Origin of the sequence: Vulcanisaeta sp. JCM 14467 (assembly GCF_001316245.1) — an archaeon.
Classification (GTDB): Archaea; Thermoproteota; Thermoprotei; order Thermoproteales; family Thermocladiaceae; genus Vulcanisaeta.
The window spans coordinates 19,584-37,277 of sequence record NZ_BBDM01000006.1; the positions used below are offsets into that span (position 1 = coordinate 19,584).

At 46.6% G+C, this 17,694-nt stretch carries 17 protein-coding genes and 5 pseudogenes; 12 read left to right on the forward strand and 10 right to left on the reverse strand.

The window, feature by feature from the left end:
• Positions 1-10 precede the first annotated feature (10 nt).
• A pseudogene (hemL, locus tag JCM14467_RS06790) lies at positions 11-1,288 on the forward strand (glutamate-1-semialdehyde 2,1-aminomutase).
• Here the strand turns inward: hemL and JCM14467_RS06795 are convergent.
• Positions 1,285-2,469, reverse strand: a complete 1,185-nt coding sequence (locus tag JCM14467_RS06795; RefSeq protein ID WP_054849589.1) for a glutamyl-tRNA reductase — start codon at positions 2,467-2,469, stop codon at positions 1,285-1,287. The pseudogene hemL and the gene JCM14467_RS06795 overlap by 4 nt on opposite strands.
• A 122-nt stretch (positions 2,470-2,591) precedes the next feature.
• Here JCM14467_RS06795 and JCM14467_RS16770 point away from each other — a divergent pair, with 122 nt between their 5' ends.
• The 5 genes from JCM14467_RS16770 to JCM14467_RS16780 all read left to right on the forward strand — a co-directional run bounded on the left by JCM14467_RS16770 (position 2,592) and on the right by JCM14467_RS16780 (position 4,661).
• The gene (locus tag JCM14467_RS16770) at positions 2,592-3,233 is read left to right on the forward strand and encodes a M20/M25/M40 family metallo-hydrolase (protein WP_252900987.1); all 642 of its coding nucleotides are present in this window, start codon (positions 2,592-2,594) and stop codon (positions 3,231-3,233) included.
• A complete protein-coding gene (locus JCM14467_RS16775) occupies positions 3,230-3,835 on the forward strand; it encodes a M20/M25/M40 family metallo-hydrolase (RefSeq protein WP_252900988.1) in 606 nt (201 codons plus the stop codon). Before JCM14467_RS16770 ends, JCM14467_RS16775 begins: the two co-directional genes overlap by 4 nt.
• Before the next feature lie 47 nt (positions 3,836-3,882).
• Positions 3,883-4,200: a hypothetical protein gene (locus JCM14467_RS06805; protein WP_252900989.1), complete on the forward strand. Its 318-nt coding sequence runs from the start codon at positions 3,883-3,885 to the stop codon at positions 4,198-4,200.
• A complete protein-coding gene (locus tag JCM14467_RS06810; RefSeq protein WP_054849591.1) occupies positions 4,179-4,394 on the forward strand; it encodes a THUMP domain-containing protein in 216 nt (71 codons plus the stop codon). The genes JCM14467_RS06805 and JCM14467_RS06810 overlap by 22 nt, the downstream gene beginning before the upstream one ends.
• Positions 4,395-4,514: 120 nt before the next feature.
• Complete coding sequence (locus JCM14467_RS16780) at positions 4,515-4,661, forward strand: hypothetical protein (protein ID WP_252900990.1); 147 nt, start codon at positions 4,515-4,517, stop codon at positions 4,659-4,661.
• An 11-nt stretch (positions 4,662-4,672) separates the two neighbouring features.
• On the opposite strand, the gene JCM14467_RS06815 is transcribed toward JCM14467_RS16780, so the two are convergent.
• Together JCM14467_RS06815 and JCM14467_RS06820 are read right to left on the reverse strand one after the other, a co-directional pair.
• Positions 4,673-6,295: a hypothetical protein gene (locus JCM14467_RS06815; protein WP_054849592.1), complete on the reverse strand. Its 1,623-nt coding sequence runs from the start codon at positions 6,293-6,295 to the stop codon at positions 4,673-4,675.
• A 4-nt stretch (positions 6,296-6,299) separates the two neighbouring features.
• The gene (locus JCM14467_RS06820; protein WP_252900991.1) at positions 6,300-6,614 is read right to left on the reverse strand and encodes a hypothetical protein; all 315 of its coding nucleotides are present in this window, start codon (positions 6,612-6,614) and stop codon (positions 6,300-6,302) included.
• A 270-nt stretch (positions 6,615-6,884) separates the two neighbouring features.
• On the opposite strand from JCM14467_RS06820, the pseudogene JCM14467_RS16785 reads away from it, so the two are divergent.
• The 6 genes and pseudogenes from JCM14467_RS16785 to JCM14467_RS06845 all read left to right on the forward strand — a co-directional run.
• Positions 6,885-7,132 (forward strand): annotated as a pseudogene (locus tag JCM14467_RS16785) (prolyl oligopeptidase family serine peptidase); the annotation flags it as partial.
• Positions 7,133-7,136: 4 nt separating this feature from the next.
• A complete protein-coding gene (locus JCM14467_RS06825) occupies positions 7,137-7,667 on the forward strand; it encodes a hypothetical protein (protein ID WP_054849593.1) in 531 nt (176 codons plus the stop codon).
• Positions 7,668-7,704: 37 nt separating this feature from the next.
• Positions 7,705-8,262, forward strand: a pseudogene (locus JCM14467_RS06830) (50S ribosomal protein L15e); the annotation flags it as partial.
• Between the two features lie 33 nt (positions 8,263-8,295).
• The gene (locus tag JCM14467_RS06835) at positions 8,296-8,703 is read left to right on the forward strand and encodes an RNA-binding domain-containing protein (protein WP_054849649.1); all 408 of its coding nucleotides are present in this window, start codon (positions 8,296-8,298) and stop codon (positions 8,701-8,703) included.
• Between the two features lie 9 nt (positions 8,704-8,712).
• Positions 8,713-9,309 carry an RNase P subunit p30 family protein gene (locus JCM14467_RS06840; protein WP_054849594.1) on the forward strand — a complete coding sequence of 199 codons (597 nt, stop codon included), beginning with the start codon at positions 8,713-8,715 and terminating at the stop codon, positions 9,307-9,309.
• On the forward strand, positions 9,306-9,491 hold the full coding sequence (locus JCM14467_RS06845) for a hypothetical protein (protein WP_054849595.1): 186 nt from the start codon (positions 9,306-9,308) through the stop codon (positions 9,489-9,491). The genes JCM14467_RS06840 and JCM14467_RS06845 overlap by 4 nt, the downstream gene beginning before the upstream one ends.
• Positions 9,492-9,721: 230 nt before the next feature.
• On the opposite strand, the gene JCM14467_RS06850 is transcribed toward JCM14467_RS06845, so the two are convergent.
• The 7 genes and pseudogenes from JCM14467_RS06850 to JCM14467_RS06875 form a co-directional block, all read right to left on the reverse strand.
• Positions 9,722-10,213, reverse strand: a complete 492-nt coding sequence (locus JCM14467_RS06850; RefSeq protein WP_054849596.1) for a flavin reductase family protein — start codon at positions 10,211-10,213, stop codon at positions 9,722-9,724.
• Positions 10,214-10,224: 11 nt separating this feature from the next.
• Positions 10,225-11,288: pseudogene (locus tag JCM14467_RS06855) on the reverse strand (ABC transporter ATP-binding protein).
• Between the two features lie 73 nt (positions 11,289-11,361).
• Positions 11,362-12,341: pseudogene (locus JCM14467_RS06860) on the reverse strand (ABC transporter ATP-binding protein).
• A 127-nt stretch (positions 12,342-12,468) separates the two neighbouring features.
• Positions 12,469-13,761 carry an ABC transporter permease gene (locus JCM14467_RS06865; RefSeq protein WP_252901045.1) on the reverse strand — a complete coding sequence of 431 codons (1,293 nt, stop codon included), beginning with the start codon at positions 13,759-13,761 and terminating at the stop codon, positions 12,469-12,471.
• Positions 13,762-13,771: 10 nt separating this feature from the next.
• Positions 13,772-14,881, reverse strand: a complete 1,110-nt coding sequence (locus JCM14467_RS06870) for an ABC transporter permease (protein WP_054849597.1) — start codon at positions 14,879-14,881, stop codon at positions 13,772-13,774.
• A gap of 110 nt (positions 14,882-14,991) precedes the next feature.
• Complete coding sequence (locus JCM14467_RS16795; protein WP_252900994.1) at positions 14,992-15,264, reverse strand: hypothetical protein; 273 nt, start codon at positions 15,262-15,264, stop codon at positions 14,992-14,994.
• A 37-nt stretch (positions 15,265-15,301) separates the two neighbouring features.
• Entirely contained in the window at positions 15,302-17,674 is a 2,373-nt protein-coding gene (locus JCM14467_RS06875; protein ID WP_252900995.1) for an ABC transporter substrate-binding protein, read from the reverse strand.
• Between the last annotated feature and the right edge of the window lie 20 nt (positions 17,675-17,694).

Here is a 17,694-nt window from a genome sequence, read left to right on the forward strand (position 1 = left end):
TAGGGTAGTAATGAGTGAGTCCAGTAGGTTGTATGAGGAGGCGCGGAAGGTTCTCGTTGGTGGTGTTAGTAGTCCCGTCAGAGCTGCGATTAGGCCGTACCCATTCTTCGTAAGAGAGGGTAGAGGACCATACATATTCACGGTTGATGGCCAGCGATTGATAGATTACGTGCTTGGTTATGGACCGTTAATCCTAGGCCATGCACCTGAACCTGTCGTTAAGCGCATCATGGACTACCTAAGTAGGGGTTGGCTTTATGGCGCGCCGACGGAGGTTGAGGTCCTACTGGCTAAGAAGATAGTGAGTCACTTCCCAAGCATTAGGAAGGTTAGGTTCGTGAATAGCGGTGGTGAGGCCGTGGCAACAGCCATTAGGTTAGCCCGTGGGTATACAAGGCGTAGGAAGATACTGAAGTTTGAGGGTAATTACCACGGCGCCGTTGATTACGTATTGGTCAAGGCTGGTAGTGCAGCGGCGCATTTTGGTGCGCATCATCAGCCGGTGTTCCTGATGACGTGGCTAAATTAACAATTGTGGCTAAGTACAATGACCTGGACAGTGTGGAGAGGATTATGAGGAGTGAGGGTAATGACGTGGCCGCAATAATAGTCGAACCCGTCATGGCCAATTACGGCGTGATACCACCCAGGGAGGGCTTCCTCAAGGGTCTCAGGGAAATTGCCGATAGGTACGGGGCCTTACTCATGCTTGACGAGGTCGTCACGGGCTATAGGCTTGGTCTCGGTGGCGCCCAGAGGTACTATGGCGTTAGCGCTGACATAACCACGCTGGGTAAGATAATAGGTGGTGGGTTCCCGATTGGCGCTGTTGGTGCTCGTGATGAGATTATGGACTTACTATCACCGAGGCCCCGTATTCAATGCAGGAACATTCAACGGCCACCCAATAAGCATGGTTGCTGGGTTGGCGACGATAGAGGTTCTCGAGACCACCAACGCCTACGACATTGCCATAAGCGCATCCCGTAAGTTGGCGGAGGGACTCAGCGACATACTTGGTAGGTTGGGCATTGATCACGTCGTCAATTGGGTCCCAACGATGCTCCAGGTATTCTTCACAAGGGGTGAGATTGTTGATCATGAAACGGCCAGTAAGTCAGATACTAGGCTATACCTTAGGCTCCATGAGGAGTTGTTGAGACGTGGCGTCTTCATAGCTCCTAGTCAATTTGAGGCGATGTTCACGAGTTCAAGCCATACTAATGATGTTGTTGAGGAAACGCTCAGGCAGGTAGAGGACTCAGCCAAGGCTCTTAGGCAGGTTTAATTCTCGTTGTTCCTCAAGACCTCCATTAAATAGGTCTTCATCCTCATTACGGCATCCTCATTACCTGCCTCGGCAAACCTCCTCATATTCTCTAGGTAATTGTGCATGATCTTCTTAATCAATGACCTACTCATGGCATTAATCACGGTCTCAACATCCTCACCACTCCTCAGGGCATTCAACGCCTCCCTAACCTCCTCCTCCCTAATCTCCTCAATAAACCTCATCACATCCTTAACAGCTTCATTAGCATCACTACGCATGATGAGTCTCATAATCCTCTCAGCCTCATTATCAATCTCCGACAACTCGCTCATTATCTTACTCCTGCCATTAACGTAGTTCAGGTAGGGCTCCCTTAAATCCTCAAGCCTAATGACCTTAATATGCCCATTACCGTGGATATTAACCGCACTCGGTGTTGATACATCGATTATAAGCCTTGGTAATGAATTATTAGCAGGATCACCGAGACTAATCAGGGGCGACTGCACGGATACAGCGACGACCAACGTATCATACCTACCACTCATTACCTCGCTCATTAATGACTCAAGGCTTAACAGCCTTATTGAGTTGCCGAACTCGTACTTAAGCTTATCCGTTGTCCTGTTTATCACAGTTATACTCCTATAACCACCCCGAAGTAGTTCCCTAACCACACCCCTCGCAACCTCGCCGCCACCAACAACGAGTATGTTGCTATCCTTACCCGTATTCCTCATTATATAATCCGCCAGGAACCTCACGAACGAGATATCGTAAAGACTATACCTACGCCTAAAACCCTCCCCAAACCTAATCGCCGATTCAAACAGTATTTTCAACCTTGGTGATGGCTTACCCGCACTATAGGCCTTCTTGACCTGGGATAAGATCTCCCTCTCGCCCAGGAACATTGAGTCGAGCCCGGCAACGACCATTAACAAGTGCTTAATGGCGTCCAAGTCATAAAGTACCCTAGGCCTCACACCAGCCTTCTCATTAATCAACTCAATTAATGCGCCCTCATCCTCACTACCATCCAGGTAGAACTCAACCCTGTTACATGTTTCCAACGCAATGAGTGAATTATATGATTTATACAGCTTCGCCAACTCATCATTCGTGAAGTACGCCTTAGCCAACGTATTTAAGTCGTAATCCCGGTACGTCATTACCAATGACTTAATCCTACTCATTCAATAATCATTAGATATCGATTACGGGTATAATTTTAAGCATTGTTTCAGGTTCTAATGTAAAATAACTATGCTGTGGGCCAGCATAAAGTTAAATAATCATTGCCCATGCGCATTTAATTGTGAGTTCAGGTATCGACTTGGACGGTGTACTTAAATATGTTGATGGGCAGAGGGAGTTCATAATCGATTTGTATAGGGGCTTCATACCAATAAAGGCCCTGGCGCCTGAGAATGGCGGTGATGGTGAGTGGGATAGGGCTAATTACCTACTTGGCGTGATTAGGAATTACTTCGATGAGGTTAGGATTATCGAGGCGCCTGACCGCAGGGTTAGTAGAGGTTCGAGACCGAACATAATCGCCGTGATGAGGGGTGTCGATACCTCAAGGACCTATTGGGTCATTGCTCACATGGACACGGTTCCTGAGGGCGATAGGTCGCTGTGGACGTATGAGCCATTTAACGCCACGGTGGTTGGTGACACGATATATGGTAGGGGTGTTGAGGATAATGGGCAGGGAATAGTCATGGGAATCACAGCCGCCAAGGTACTGAGGGAACTTGGCATAAGGCCGCCGATTAATTACGGAGTAATACTGGCGAGTGATGAGGAGGTCGGTAGCAAGTATGGTATTCAATACGTAATTAATAAGGAACCAAACCTAATAAGTGGTAAGGATCTAGTCCTGGTCCCAGATGCGGGTAATGCTGACGGTACAATGATTGAGATTGCGAGAAGGGAATACTCTGGGTTAAAGTGACGGTATATGGAAAGCAGGCGCATGCATCGCTTCCCGAGTTGGGCCTCAATGCCTATAGGCTTGGTAGTGAATTGACCCTTGAAATAGACAGGAAATTGCACGAGACATTTAATTATGAGGACCCGCTGTTCATACCGCCTAGATCAACCTTCGAGCCAACTAAGGTGGAGCCTAACGTTGGTAATGTAAACACAATACCTGGTAAGCACGTGTTCTACATAGACTGTAGAATACTGCCTAAGTACGGCATTGATGAGGTTCTTAAGGTCATTAGGGATACGGCGAATAATTACTGCAGTACCCATGGTTGTAAGGTCGATGTTGATGTCGTTAGTAGGGAGGACCCTGTACAACCAACGAGCGCGGATAGTGAGATCGTTAGGAGATTATCTAAGGCTATAAGGATTGTTAAGGGCCTGGAGCCGAAATTACTTGGTATTGGTGGTGGTACGTATGCGCGTTACTTGAGGGCGCGCGGCATTCCCGTGGCCGTTTGGATGACGTCTAAGGAAACCGCCCACGCACCTGATGAGCACGTTTTAATAGGTGACGTTATCAGTGATGTAAAGACCTTAATAGCGTCGTTGCTTGCGGAGCCGTAGTGACCCATACCCTTTTAAATCCATGGGTTCTTACCATATTAAAGAAGATGAGGGTTTTAATAACGTTTGAGCCATATGCAAGGAGTATTAGTCCATATGACCTGCTGTCTAGGATTAACTGTGGGCAGGTTGTTGAGTGGGGCCGTAATAAGTGCATAGTCGACCTTAGCAATTGTGATTCTAACGCCCTAGCACTTATTAGGGATGTTAATTACGTAGCTCACGTATCAATAATAGACAGGGTAATCAACAGAGACCTGGACTCGCTATTCGCAACGACTAAGGAGGTGCTTATGAGCCTTGTGGGTGGTGGGATGGTACGTTTAAGGTCATTGTTAAGAGAATGGACAAGAAGTACCCAATGACCAGTGTTGAGCTTGCCAAGAAGCTTGGCGAGTACCTGGCCCAGTTCGCCAGGGCTGACCTTGAGGACCCTGACTATATAATATATGTTGAGGTTCGGGAGGGCTCATTCATAGTTGCCCACTCAACGAGGGATTTATTCCGCAAGAGGAGGGAGGCAATACCCAGGGATTGGGTTGATATCCCAGTAAATTGACGGGCACTAGTTGCTGGGTTTTAACCCCTTAGTCCTGATTATTGCCTTGTATGTGTTTGGGTAAAATCACAGGTTAGTGACCTGGATAGGCGTGCCTTCGAGTTTGAGCTGGACAACTACATGGAAAGGATAGAGAACTTCCTGGACAGCAAGGATGTCGTGTTTAGTGAGCTTCGGTATCGTGCCAGTGACGGTGAGGTGCTGCTTAGGAGTGATGATAAGGTGAATGTGGCTGGCGGTGATGATATCGTGCATGCGTCGTTGTAAGTCTTACCTCCTTACACCATTTCTTCAGTCCCGTATTTTCCCTGCAGCTGGGTCAAAGCCAACGGATCCTCAAGGTGATTCGCCGCGGCCGCCCCCTTTGTGGGTGTTGTTAGTCTCGTTAGGTGTTTGGTGATTATTTGTTTCTTTTTCTCGTCTTTTGTTTTCTCGAGTTTTCTGCGTAACACCTCAATGACCTGTGCCTTGATATCGTCATGTTTTTCGAACTCATACATTGGTATCCTGACAACCAAATACTTACCGCTCCTATTAACGTGGGCGTGAAATTCATCGCCGTAATTGACTTTCAGCGCATTAATAACTTCATCAGCCTCAACACCATCCCTAGCCCTATGCACCAACGCAACAGTGCCTTCATGAACTTCCACCGTGAACTTGTAACCAGTCACATTGATTTGGGACTCGCCTATCCTGAACTTAACCTCCATCTCGGCTATTCGCTTAATCCTCTCCCACTTCTCGAAGGCTAAGGCATCAAGTACGTCACGTAGGATGGGCGGCAAGATATTGATCATCGCCTTCGCCAGGTCAATGGCATTACTGCCGTAGAATGGTATCTTAACCGCATTACCCTCCGAGTAGGGTTCGCTACTTCTAAAGCCCATACTTTTCAATCTCTCAAACAACGGCTCCCACGCTTTAAACTTCTCACTTGACATCGTGATTGTAATCACGGCCTCATCATAAACACGACCATTCTTTATGGTTTTCACAACATCCGCCCATCCATCACCAAGCACTGCGGTTAACGTGAACGCCAATAGCTCCTCCTCACCGAGCTTGTCGACATTGCCGAGGATCTTGCCCTTAAGCGGCCTGTGGCCAGTCCTCAAATGCCACGTAATCGTCACACCACCCTCATTAATATTAACTGCGTCTACGTGCACGTAATTATCACCCGGGTAAAGTAGCGACCAAACGATGACCTGCCAAGTCTGCGTCGTTCCCATGGTGGCCTTACCCTCTTCAATACGTCCGTCCGTCTCCTCGAAACCGCCTTTCAACGCCCTGAGCACCTTCCTAATGAACCTCCTGTACTCCCTCCTACTCATTGCCTTCCTAAATACGTCGGAGACTTTGATGGTCATGCCCTTAAGTCCATTAAGCACCAACTTAACCGTTACACCACCAATGTTCGTACTATCCGTCTCTAATGTCACGTGTTCGTAATGCACGCTTACTCCTGTTGCGTTTTCACCCCTAATGACTACCTCAGCCCTGCCGTTCGTTAAGTCCTCGATTAACTTCCTGACCTCGTTGCTGACTTCACGCCAGTAGTTTAGGAATCGCTCGTTGTAGTTTATGAATTTGTCGACTAGCCCTGTGATTGCGTTGACGACATCATCACTGTACTTACCCCTTAATTGCGTTTCCAGCCTATCCCTGGCAATTAACCACTCATCCATTACCTCATCAACCCACCATGTTTCCCAAACTCTCCAACGCCGCATTCGCTCAACGGCTTCAACAAGCAATTCGACGGCTTTGCTCTTCGCATCCTCACCGGCATCACCACCGCATCGATACTCATTATCACGCTTAACGCCAATGCAGAACCTATTCCTCCACAAAAGCCCCATATCAAACCCACCAAGCCCGTCCAGAGCACTGGACATGCTATTATGGAATTCTCAACTGGATTAATAAGGCACTGCAGTTAGGTAGTGACGTGCTTAGGCAACGCACAACCCACACAACCGCCCTGTGCTTAGGCCTTGAGTAATCAATGACGAAGATTACATTTGGCTTTAGGTAGCCGTAGTCGATGGCGAGCCTGACATTCACGAGGAAAGCCCTAGGGTCCTTGAAGCCGTAGGCGATGCTTGCCAAGTCAACCATGAGGTAATCATAAACGCCGTTAACCAGGTCGGGCAGTAAACCCCTAGCAACCTCAAAGACACACCTCGAATAAACCCTCCTCAACCTAGGGTCCACGGAGATGATGGCAATGCCAAATTTAGGGTGCCTTACGTAAACGCATCCGATGGTGGTGCATTGAATATAACAAGCCTTTGTTATTAATTGAAAACAATTGATGACTAAGTAGTTTAAACTTAGCACACGAATAATGTACCCTGGAATTTCGACAATAAGTATGGCGTATCATGCTTCACGAGGAAGGATTATGGCTTAACATCAGTGGTGAAGAGCTTGTAAGAAAGCCGATGAGCTCAGTAATATATGTAGATAATGAAACTCAGGGTTAGTGAGGGTTTCGTGGTCATGTTCATGAATCCGCGAGGTAGTGATGGGTATGATGAGGAGTTTGCGGATATACGTGGGCATTATGGTGAGAGGGATTATGAGGATTTGATGGAGGTCTTGACTACGTGCTTAGGAGTTACGACTTCATAGACCCGGGCAGGCTTGGCCCATTGACGGGCCACCCAATGAGGACGACGATCGCGCTGGCCTACGGTATAAGCGTTATATACACAACCTGGTTAATGGGCACCAATGCTGCCTGAGGTTACCATTGGGCGCGGCAGGTTTAGGGCGCTGCCCAGTAAGTACGCACTGTTGTTCATGGTTTGGTACTCAAGGGGTTCCTCAATGAGCCTATACAGGCTACTCCTCATAACCTACCTGGCCTCACACATTGTTAGGTACGTGTTTGAGGACCCACCAATAATTAGTAAATCAGTCCTCAGGGACTTAAATGAGCTGATCAATGAGGGGTTGATTGAGCTGAGGACCGTGGGCGGAAAGTCGGTTGTCGCGGTTACGGATAGGGGTAGGCGGTTGATCGGTGAGTTTTACGGCATGGGTAATGAGTACGTGCTTTTTGGTGATTACCTAATAGTTAAGTTGAGAGATCTACTTAACGAGTTGTCTAGGGTCGTTAATGCTTATCAGGACATGGACGCTGCCGTATTACTCTCAATAGCGTTGAGGGAGGCATCTCTTAGGAAGAGTGGGATGGAGAGTAATGTATTGAGGGATTTAGCTTTTGACTTAAGGAGGCCGTGTGAGAACGTGCTTGGTTAGCATAATGTTTTTAATACCCACACACAACCTGGTCTTGATGGCGAAGGGGCTTTACCACTATTTAGCTGAGGCGTGGGCTGGGGCTAGGGGTAGTTGGATTTGGGACGTGGTTATGAAGCAGAGGTTAATAGAGTGGCGTAGGGAACCTTCAATTGTTAGGGTTGAGAAGCCCACGAGGATTAATAAGGCTAGGCAGTATGGTTATAAGGCTAAGCAGGGTATAATAGTCGTCAGGGTTAGGCTCAGGAGAGGTCCATTTAATAGGAGGAGACCGAACAGTGGCAGGAGACCGAAGAGGATGGGTGTTTATGGGATAACCACCAGTAAGAGCCTGCAGCTGATTGCTGAGGAGAGGGCTGCCAGGAAGTACCCGAACATGGAGGTCCTAGGCTCGTACTGGGTTGGTGAGGATGGGACGTACGTGTGGTATGAGGTCATATTAGTCGACCCAAGCCACCCAGCCATAAGGAGTGACCCAGACTTCTCGTGGCTTGTTGGTAAGGAGGATAGGGAGGGACGCAGGAGGAGAAGGTTGAGGGAGAGACAGAGGAAATTGATTGAGAGGTTGAGGAAGAGGCTGAGCAGTCTCAGCAGGCGCAGTCTCAATCTTCATAAAAATCCCCTCCTTATGTCAATTACACAGTTAGACCTTGAGGTTAACCTGCATGCGACTGAGGATTTAGAGAAGATAATTAATTACCTGGTTAAGCTATTAACGGATAAGGCGCCAATAGTTATTGAGGTACTTTATGGCCATTACGGCAACCCAATATACAGAGTTGAGTCATCCATTAGGGATAGGGATCTAGCCATGAGTATTGTTAAGTCCATATGTTCATCAATGGTGAATAGGGATTACCTGATGAAGACCATTGGGAATAGGGTGGATAATTCCGGTAACGTGTTTCTTAGGCTTGATAAGCAGGAGTTTGTTAGGGGCCGTATTGTGCTTAGTGATGGTGATGACGTGATTAGGGTTAGAATTAAGGTCGCGGGCGTTGATGCAATGCGGTTTATTAATGAGATTTGTAAGTGAGCACCTATAATGTTTGTTGAGTTGCACCTTGGTTCCGTGGATAGGAGGGTGGTTCAATTGCTCAGGGTGCTTGGTTATGGCTTAGCGGCGCTGGTGGTGGGTGGTAATAATGATATTGAGGAGATGCCTATTTTTAGGAAGCTCGTAGTTACACAGAGGAGCGCCTGGAAGTTAAGGATGTATAGGCATTTTGACCTTGTGTCTGTGGTTCCGTGGAGTAGGTTCGTACTTAATAAGCTTATAAGTGATGATAGGGTTGATGTAATAACGATTAACGAGGTCAATAGGAATATCCTACCGTCAAAGGACCAGGCCAGGGTTATGGCTAGGGAGGGTAAGGCTTTGGAAATCGTTGTTAATCCTATCGTGGGTAATGGCGAGTCGGGGCTTGCGTTTTTGAGGGATATTATTAATGAGTATTCCACAATCGATGGCTTTAAGATCGTATTGTCGCAGGGTATTGGTAAGGTGTCTGATGTTAAGAATCCCAGGGATGTCGTGGAATTAATTAGGGTATTAACGGGTGTCAATGCTAAGCCAATGATTAGTGATAATCCGTATGAGGTAGTTGTCGACGCATTATATAGGAGGGGTGTCTGCATATGAGGTACGTAGTAATTGATGTTTACCCAAGAGAATTCCTTGACGATGTAATTCCTGAGCTGAATGCTTGGTTTAGGCTATTTGCTGGTAAGGATGCAATTAATACAGAACTGAAGGTGATTACGAAGCATGAGAGTAAGGGTAGGTTGATTATTCAGGTACCAATAACCTACTTAAGTACTTGAGGTCTTCGGTCGTGATGGTAGGTAGGGATAGGGGGTGGCGGTAATCACAGTTAAGGTGACTGGGACCATGAGGAAAGCCTTGGCAATAGCGTCCTCGGTGCCCTACCTATTCAATGAGTTTTATGAACAGGCCTGATCAGCTCGTCGTGAGTTCCTCACGGCTCAGTTTTGATACCCGTCATCACACAATGACTAGAGAACAGCGCACTTAAATTATTTTATCACCGCCACTATAGCGGTGTTGCCTGCCTAATGCTGTAGTAATTTCTGTTGTAGTATATTAATGGTAATTTATTATTCATTATCTGTGCATCAACAATCTCTCCAATGAATATCGTGTGATCACCACCTGGGTACTTAGCCGTGACTCTACAGTCAAGGTATGCTATTGCGCCCTCGATTATTGGCGAGCCTGTCTTCGCGATCCTAATTTTCAGTCCCTTAAACCTCTCCTTCCTGGGTGCTGTCGCGAATTTAATGGCAAGGTCCTTCATATCATCAGGTAGTATGTTAACCGCATAAACTTTCGACTTATCAATCGCCTCATGACTAGCCAACCTCTTATCAATCGCTATAAGTACTAATGGTGGATCAAGGGACAGGGATGTGAATGAATTAACCGTGAGCCCATAATACTCATTATTATAGACCGTGGTGACAATCGTAACACCCGTTGGGTAATTTCTCATTATTGCCTTTAGCAGTTCACTCGATATGGACATTACGGCATTATTTACGTTAGTGTTAAAATACTTTGCGTCTGTATCTCTTTCAAATTAATCATTTTTTTAACATATAACCAGCATTTTACAAATACACCAGGTCTTGCCTCGACCACGGGTGGCTCCTGCTTCTTACAAATATCCATTGCGAACGGGCATCTTGGGTGGAACCTACAACCCGGCGGTGGGTTGGCAAGGTTTGGCGGTTCACCAGGGGCTACTTTCCTCTCCCTCAACCTATTACTTGGGTCTGGGTCTGGTATTGCCTCAATGAGTGATTGGGCATATGGGTGGAGTGGGTTCTTAACCACATCCCTAAATGGCCCATACTCTGCAAATTGACCGGCATACATTATCAGTATGTAATCACTGAAGTACTTCGCCGTAGATATGTCGTGGGTTATGTACATAAACGCCATCTTATGTCTCTGCTGGATTTCCTTGAGTATTGTCAATATCTCAACCCTTATTGAAGCGTCGAGCATTGAAACAGGCTCATCAGCGACTATAAAGTCTGGGTTCGTTATTATGGCCCTCGCAATGGCAACCCTCTGCCTCTGCCCGCCACTGAGCATGTGTGGGTACTTATTAATGAAGTCCTCAGGTGGCGTTAACTTAACCTCCTCAAGGGCCTGTATATCCTCTCCTCCCTCTCCTCATGAGGTACTCCCTGAACCATTAATGGCTCCTCAAGTATGAAGTGTATGCTGTGGAATGGATTAAGGCTTGAGTATGGGTCTTGGAACACCATGCTAACCCTCCTCCTGAACCCAATCCTCTTTAAATCATCCTCCTTCATATGCGTTATTTCATTACCATCAAAGTAAATCTCGCCAGATATGGGTTCAAGAAGCCTAATTAGCGTTCTACCCAGCGTGGTCTTGCCACTACCCGACTCACCAACTACGGCTAATGTGATCCCTCTATCAATGCTTAGGCTAATATCATCAACGGCCTTAACATACCTAGGCTTTGCAAATAGACCAGGCTTTATCGTGTAGTAAGTCCTTAATCTATGGGCAACGACTAAACTATCCTTTCTAACCCATGGTGCATCCTCGAAGACCTCAGGCATATAGCATTATGCCTTTCAGGAATTATTTAAAAGCCTAACCTATATTTGAGTTTATAATTTATTTGTTCATAAATTACTTATATAGCCAACAAGCCACCAGGTGCTTCTTGCTAGACTTACCCTCGAGCTCCACCATTGGTGGCTCCTTAGCATCGCAGAGACCCCTTAGGTAATCCCTATCTCTGTAGAATGGGCATCTTGGGTGGAACCTACAACCCGGCGGTGGGTTTATCAGGCTTGGTACCTCACCGGGTATGAACGATAGGGTCTTATCGGTCCTTAGTGTTGGCACGCTAGATATTAAGCCTGAGTGTATGGGTGACTTGGATTTCCATAAATATCCTCAGCACCGCCTATCTCCACCATCTTCCCAGCATACATTATTGCGATAGAATCAGCTAGCTCGCTTGCCAATGCCAAGTCATGGGTTACGAATATGTACGATAGCTTATACTCCCACTTAAGCTTCTTGAGTAGGTTCATTATGTTCGCTTGTGTTATTACGTCAAGGGCCGAGGTTGGTTCGTCGAGTATGACGACTTTAGGATGGGCCATTATGGACATGGCTATTATGACCCTCTGCTTCATACCGCCGCTTAGTTGGTGAGGATACCTATTCACTAGATCCCTGGGCAATCCGACGGATTCCAAGGCATCCATTGCCATCTTCAAAGCCTCATCCTTATTAGTCCCCTGCAGGAGTAGCGGTTCAATCATTTGGTCGCCAATTTTTATTACTGGGTTTAAGGCATTCATAGATGCTTGAGGCACCATGGCAATCTTTTTCCACCTTATCTCCTTCCTAAACTCTTCCTCAGGTATATGGAGAATCTCCTTACCATCTAGGTAAACTTCACCATCAACAAGCGTTACATTCCTCTCCCAAACCCTAACGAGCAATTTAGCCAATGTTGACTTACCACTGCCTGACTCACCAACAACTGCTAGTGTCTCTCCCTCATTTAGCTCAAAGGACACATTATCAACGGCCTTAACAATGCCCTTCGTCGTCGCGTAGTAAAGTCTCGCATTTCTAACCTCAAGCAGCGCCATGCCCATCACCCATACCTAAGCCTTGGGTTGACCACGGGTTCCGAAGCCATTGCCGTTAATATAAATACTACCGCCACAAAGGCTATGAGGAGCCCTGGCGGTATGACCCACCACCAGTAGCCTGACGTTAATGCGCCAAACTCATCGGCGTAGTAGAGTAGTGTACCCCATGTTGGGTATCAGAGCCTGCTAGGCCGAGGAAGTTGATAGATGATAGGGTCAATATTGCGCCGGGTACGTTAGTGACGAGTAAATATAGGATGAATGGGATTATCTGGGGCAGTATGTGGTTCCTCAGGATCCACATCCTACTGGCGCCCGCTATTACTGCGGACTCTATGTATTGGGCATTCCTTATCTGCATTATCATAGCCCTAATAATCCTAGCCGAGGCGCCCCAGGATACGATTGCCAGGAATATAACCGCATCCCAAATACTCCATCCAAATAGGACTGAGAACACTATCAGTAGTGGGAAGGCGGGTAGTAATATTACGAAGTCCGTAAGCCTCATTAAGGCTTCATCAATTAACCCACTATAGAACCCAGCAACAATGCCTATTATTACGGCTATAACCACGATTATCAATGCGGAGAGGAGACCAACGGCGAGGTCTATCGGGAATCCGGCTAACAAGCCAAGCCATAGGTCATGCCCCTCATTATCAGTACCCATCAAACCATATATCTGTCCCTGAAGTACTATCTCTAGGTCCTTCCTATTAATTACTGATGAGTTTTGTGAAAATACGTAAAATACCATGGTGAACCTATACGGTCCCTTTAATGGCACTAACTTACCATCATCAACCGTGTAGAATAGGTATGGTGTTGCTGAAGACCCGGTGGGCACGACATCACTAATGTGGTACTCCTCACTATAGAATAGGTTGACTTGGCTCACGACCTCAGGACTTACGCCCAGTGTTGTTACCCTGGTGTTTATGGGTAATGGACCCAGCGTTATTTTACTCCCATCGGGCCTGTATATGGTTATTGAAACTACTGGGGGTTGGGACATGCTGTAGATGGCTGGATTATTAATTACTATGAATATTTCATTCCATGGCTTATCATACTCATAATTAACGTTAAACGTCACCGTAATGTAGGTAACACCGTCCTGATGCTGGACAGTAAATGTGTAGTCATTCACGTAAATCTGCGGCGAATAGACAGGGCCCATTATTGAGTCAATCCAGGCAGGCGGTGCATATTGCGGGTTCAACTGCCAGTACTTGGGGTTATTCCATACCCTCGCAAAATTGGGTGGTAAGGTGACGAGCGCGTACACCGACACCACTATTAAAACTATGAATAATGCAGCCGCGACCTTACCAGTACCTGACGAGAAGAATTCCCTAACTATTTCACTTGGGGTCATTCCAAGTATTCTGAACTCACGCTGTTTCCTAGCCATGCCCACCACCTCACTCCCTTAGTCTTGGATCGAGCATTATGTACACGATCTCCATTATAAATATAATCACAATATAAAGCAGTGTCGATGCGTACGTCAAAGCAACCACAACAGGTAGGTCAGGCGTTGGGGATTGAACAATGGCTATATTATATACATAGCCCAACCCCCACCAGTGGAACACCATTTCAGTAACTAAGAAGCCTCCAAATATTATGAAGGGTATTGTTATGAAAACACTCGTTAATATTGATGGAGCAGCAGGCCTTAATATGTATCTATTCACCACGTGACCCTCGGGCAATCCCTTAATCTTTGCAAAGGTCACGAAATCCTCCTGGGAGATATTAAGCACCACCGTCCTCGCGAAATAGGCCCAACCCCCAATATTGATTATGAGCACAGTCACCAAAGGCAGTATGAGGTGCCATAATAAGTCAAGGGCTGCCTGCGGTATTGCGAATACCTTGATCGGGTCTGTTAACCATAATTCATAGTACCTTGGGCTTATTATACCACCTGTTGGGAAGTAGATTGGTGAGTGGATTTGGGCTAGGTAAAATGAGAACACCAGTAGCATTACTATGCCCAACCACCACTGTGGTATGCCGTTGGATAGTGCTGCATAATACATGACTGCCCTATCCGACTTAGAGCCATACTTAAGGGCTGACCTAAGCCCAATCTCTATGCCGATGAAGGCGCTCAGTAGTATTCCGAAGGTGTCGAGTAGTATCGTGCCTGGTAATGCCGATAATATTATGTCAACGACCTTACCACCACCGACATTACCATACTCACTTGGGAAGTATGCGTAGCCCCAGTTAAAGACGATCATGTTATACATTATGTAAAGCGTCCTAATGGCGGGTGGTTTATTAAGCCCATAGGCGTTCTCCAACTCCGTCACTATTTGCGTCTGCAGCTGCTGTATTTGTGTGGAGTTATAGTGCCCGTGAAGCATTAACTGCCTTATTATTGACTTAGTCTCCATCATTATCTCATCCTTAAGTATCTTCGAGGCAGGGCCCGCCAATGCGAAGGATATTACAAAGAGCACTATGAATAGTAAAACGACTAATGTGGCAGCCCTAACAGCAAGTGTCCTTGCAAGACCCATCGAACTTGAAGAAAATCCTCGCATTATTTAAGCCTTACTAACGTTATGTAGGTCAATCTAGAATAAATATAAGAAAATTGATTTTGAGGAAAATTATTTTACGTAATTAATTATTTCCTTCTTCTAATAGCTAGCCATACACCAATTGCAATTATTATAACAACTATAATCACTATTATTGCTATCAATAGTGTTATGCTTACGGCCGGCGCCTTCGTCACCTTAGACGTTATAGATGTTACGTTAGTTGGTGGAGGCGGTGGTGATACCGTTAGTGATGTTACGTACTGTACGGGTATCTTAACAATATTCGTAAACGCATATAGCAATAACTCATAGGTGCCTGGCGTTAGTGTCGCGGTTACGTTACGCGGTATTGCCACCGTAAGCACACCAGGCGTTGTTGATGAGGCAAAGGTCTCATAGATTATCTGCAGTGGCTGGGTTTATCAGGTACACATATGCCTCTGGGTTACCAACAGCGCTTATACTAACGGTGAGCGTTGCAGTTGCGTTTGCCGTTATCGTAGCTGGCGATATCGAGGTTATGCTCGGTATTAAGTTTGTCGGTACTGAAGTGACGCCAAGCTTTACGAAGACCTGGTTGAACCAGTACGTGTAGTTATATGGATAACCATTCCACCTAACGAGGATTGCGGACTGCGGCGTTACCGTCGTTATGCTCTTCAGTATGTATGGTCCATTACTAATCCAGAAGTTACCGTACGTGTTATAGAAGTTCAGGGCATCCTCATAGTCCTGTATCGCAGTAGCCGTGGCATTAGTCCCTAGGAAGTTGTAATCATCGACAATGGCCCAGGATCCATTATCCCATATGTACCCAGTCTTAATCCAATTCTGCAACACGCTCGCCAGGTACTGGTTGAACTGCGATGACCTAAAGTCGGCTTGCGGTATACTTAATGACTGGTGTTCGCCACTCGTGAATGCGTACTTACCCTGCTGATACGCATAGAACTCTAAAGCGTAATCAACCCATGGATTAGCAAACGTTGGGAAGCCTGGGGCGTAGTAGGCAGCCACGAAGTTAGGGTCTGGGAACCAGTAGTTGCCGTAAATGACTACCGTACCATTCGGGAAGAACTGCATACCAACAATCGTCTGCACAGTTGGAACTATTGCACCACCAATATCGCTTGCAGTTGCTTCATTAGGACCTAGGTCTGGCGCGCCGGTCGTGGTTGTTGCGGCTAGATCGAACCACGTGTAGTAGAAGAAGATTACGTCTGCCATGCTTATTGGCTGTCCATCCTGCCAGTACTGGCCGAGCCACGTGCCGTTGAAGTATAGGTAAACGATTGACTTAGCGTAATGTCCGGGTCCGATGTCCTGCCACTTCTCAGTTGTTGCATTCCAAATAACGGCATCAGATGGTACTGGGAATATTGCTGAGCCGTTTGGACTGATTATTGCGTTCCAAGCGCCCCTAATCGGCATTGGTTCGCCAGTGAATGGGTTGTAGAATGCGAATGGATCGCTGGTGAACTCCTGAATGACATCATCTGAATAAGTATCTATTTCAATAAACCATTGGAAGTTATTCCATGGGAACTCACTCACGTGGAACATACCAACATTAAGCGTGTTGGGGTGAGTCGTTGAGTATGCGAACTTAATACCGAGTGGCCACTCTAGGCCGAATATGCTGGGCATCCAGTTAGTGAGGTTCTGTACCGGGTATGGGAATGTGGCCGCCACTAGCCATACCCTAACCGCCTGCTGGAAGCAGTCATAGAGTGCAGTCTTTGAGTAGCTCTCGAACTGCTGCAGTGATGTGAAGTTGCCTTCAGCGGCCCAGTTGGTTATTGTATCAATTGTTGAGTTAGTGTACTGCCAGTAGCCAGTGACGCCCCAGCCAGGCATGTTGCCATACCATGATGCACAGAAGGATGCACCTGCGTAAGTGTCCCAAGGCTCTGGATATATGGTCCAGGCCTCGGTGTATATCTGCCACTCCATCTGTGCTGGGTTCGAGCCATAGATAATTGTTAATGCCTCTGATAAGTCGCCATATATTGGACTAACCGTGAAGCCTAGACTCTCGAGCTCTGATGCAAACATCTGGCCAATGTTGTTTCTGAATGGGTCGTCCTTCCTGATGAAGAATATTATTGTGACGGGCTTTGGAGCTGTACTATTGGGTGGTATGTAGTACCACTGGTGGTTAATGTATAGTATTCTGCCGACCCATGGGTTATACATGCCGTCGAAGTTCGGCGTTGTGTTTATTGCCTGGAATAGGGCGAAGATTGATTGGTTAACGTATGTTGGGTCATAGTGTATATTGGCTTGAACAATCTCTGGCTGAATGAGGAGTTGGCTATCTATTGCGAATGGTCCCGGCCAGTCATACATGGGCGTTGCGTAGCCGGAGAATACCTGCGTAATTATTGCATGCCTATCAACTAGGTAATTCATTAGGAACCTGAACTGCCAGTAGGCGAATGGGTTGAATGTTGTGTTGCTTGGGTATGGGTTGAAGAGTAGGTCGTAGGCCGACGTTATTGCTGGGCTAACCATCTGTATGCCTGGCGTGGTGCTTAACTGGGATAAAACATTAGGTGGTAAGGCGAATGGATTTAGGTAAATGTCGATTCTGCTGGATGTGAAGTATTGAACGGCCTCTGTGGGCGTTACCTCATATAGGTTTACCGTTGATGGCATTGTCTGTTGGGCATTGATGGCAAGACCAGCCATTACTAGTACTATTGCCAGTGCGGTTATTGCCAGTGCCAGCACCTTATTACTACTTATTCTTCCCTGTTGAGGCATAGCAAAATGCCCTGAACTAA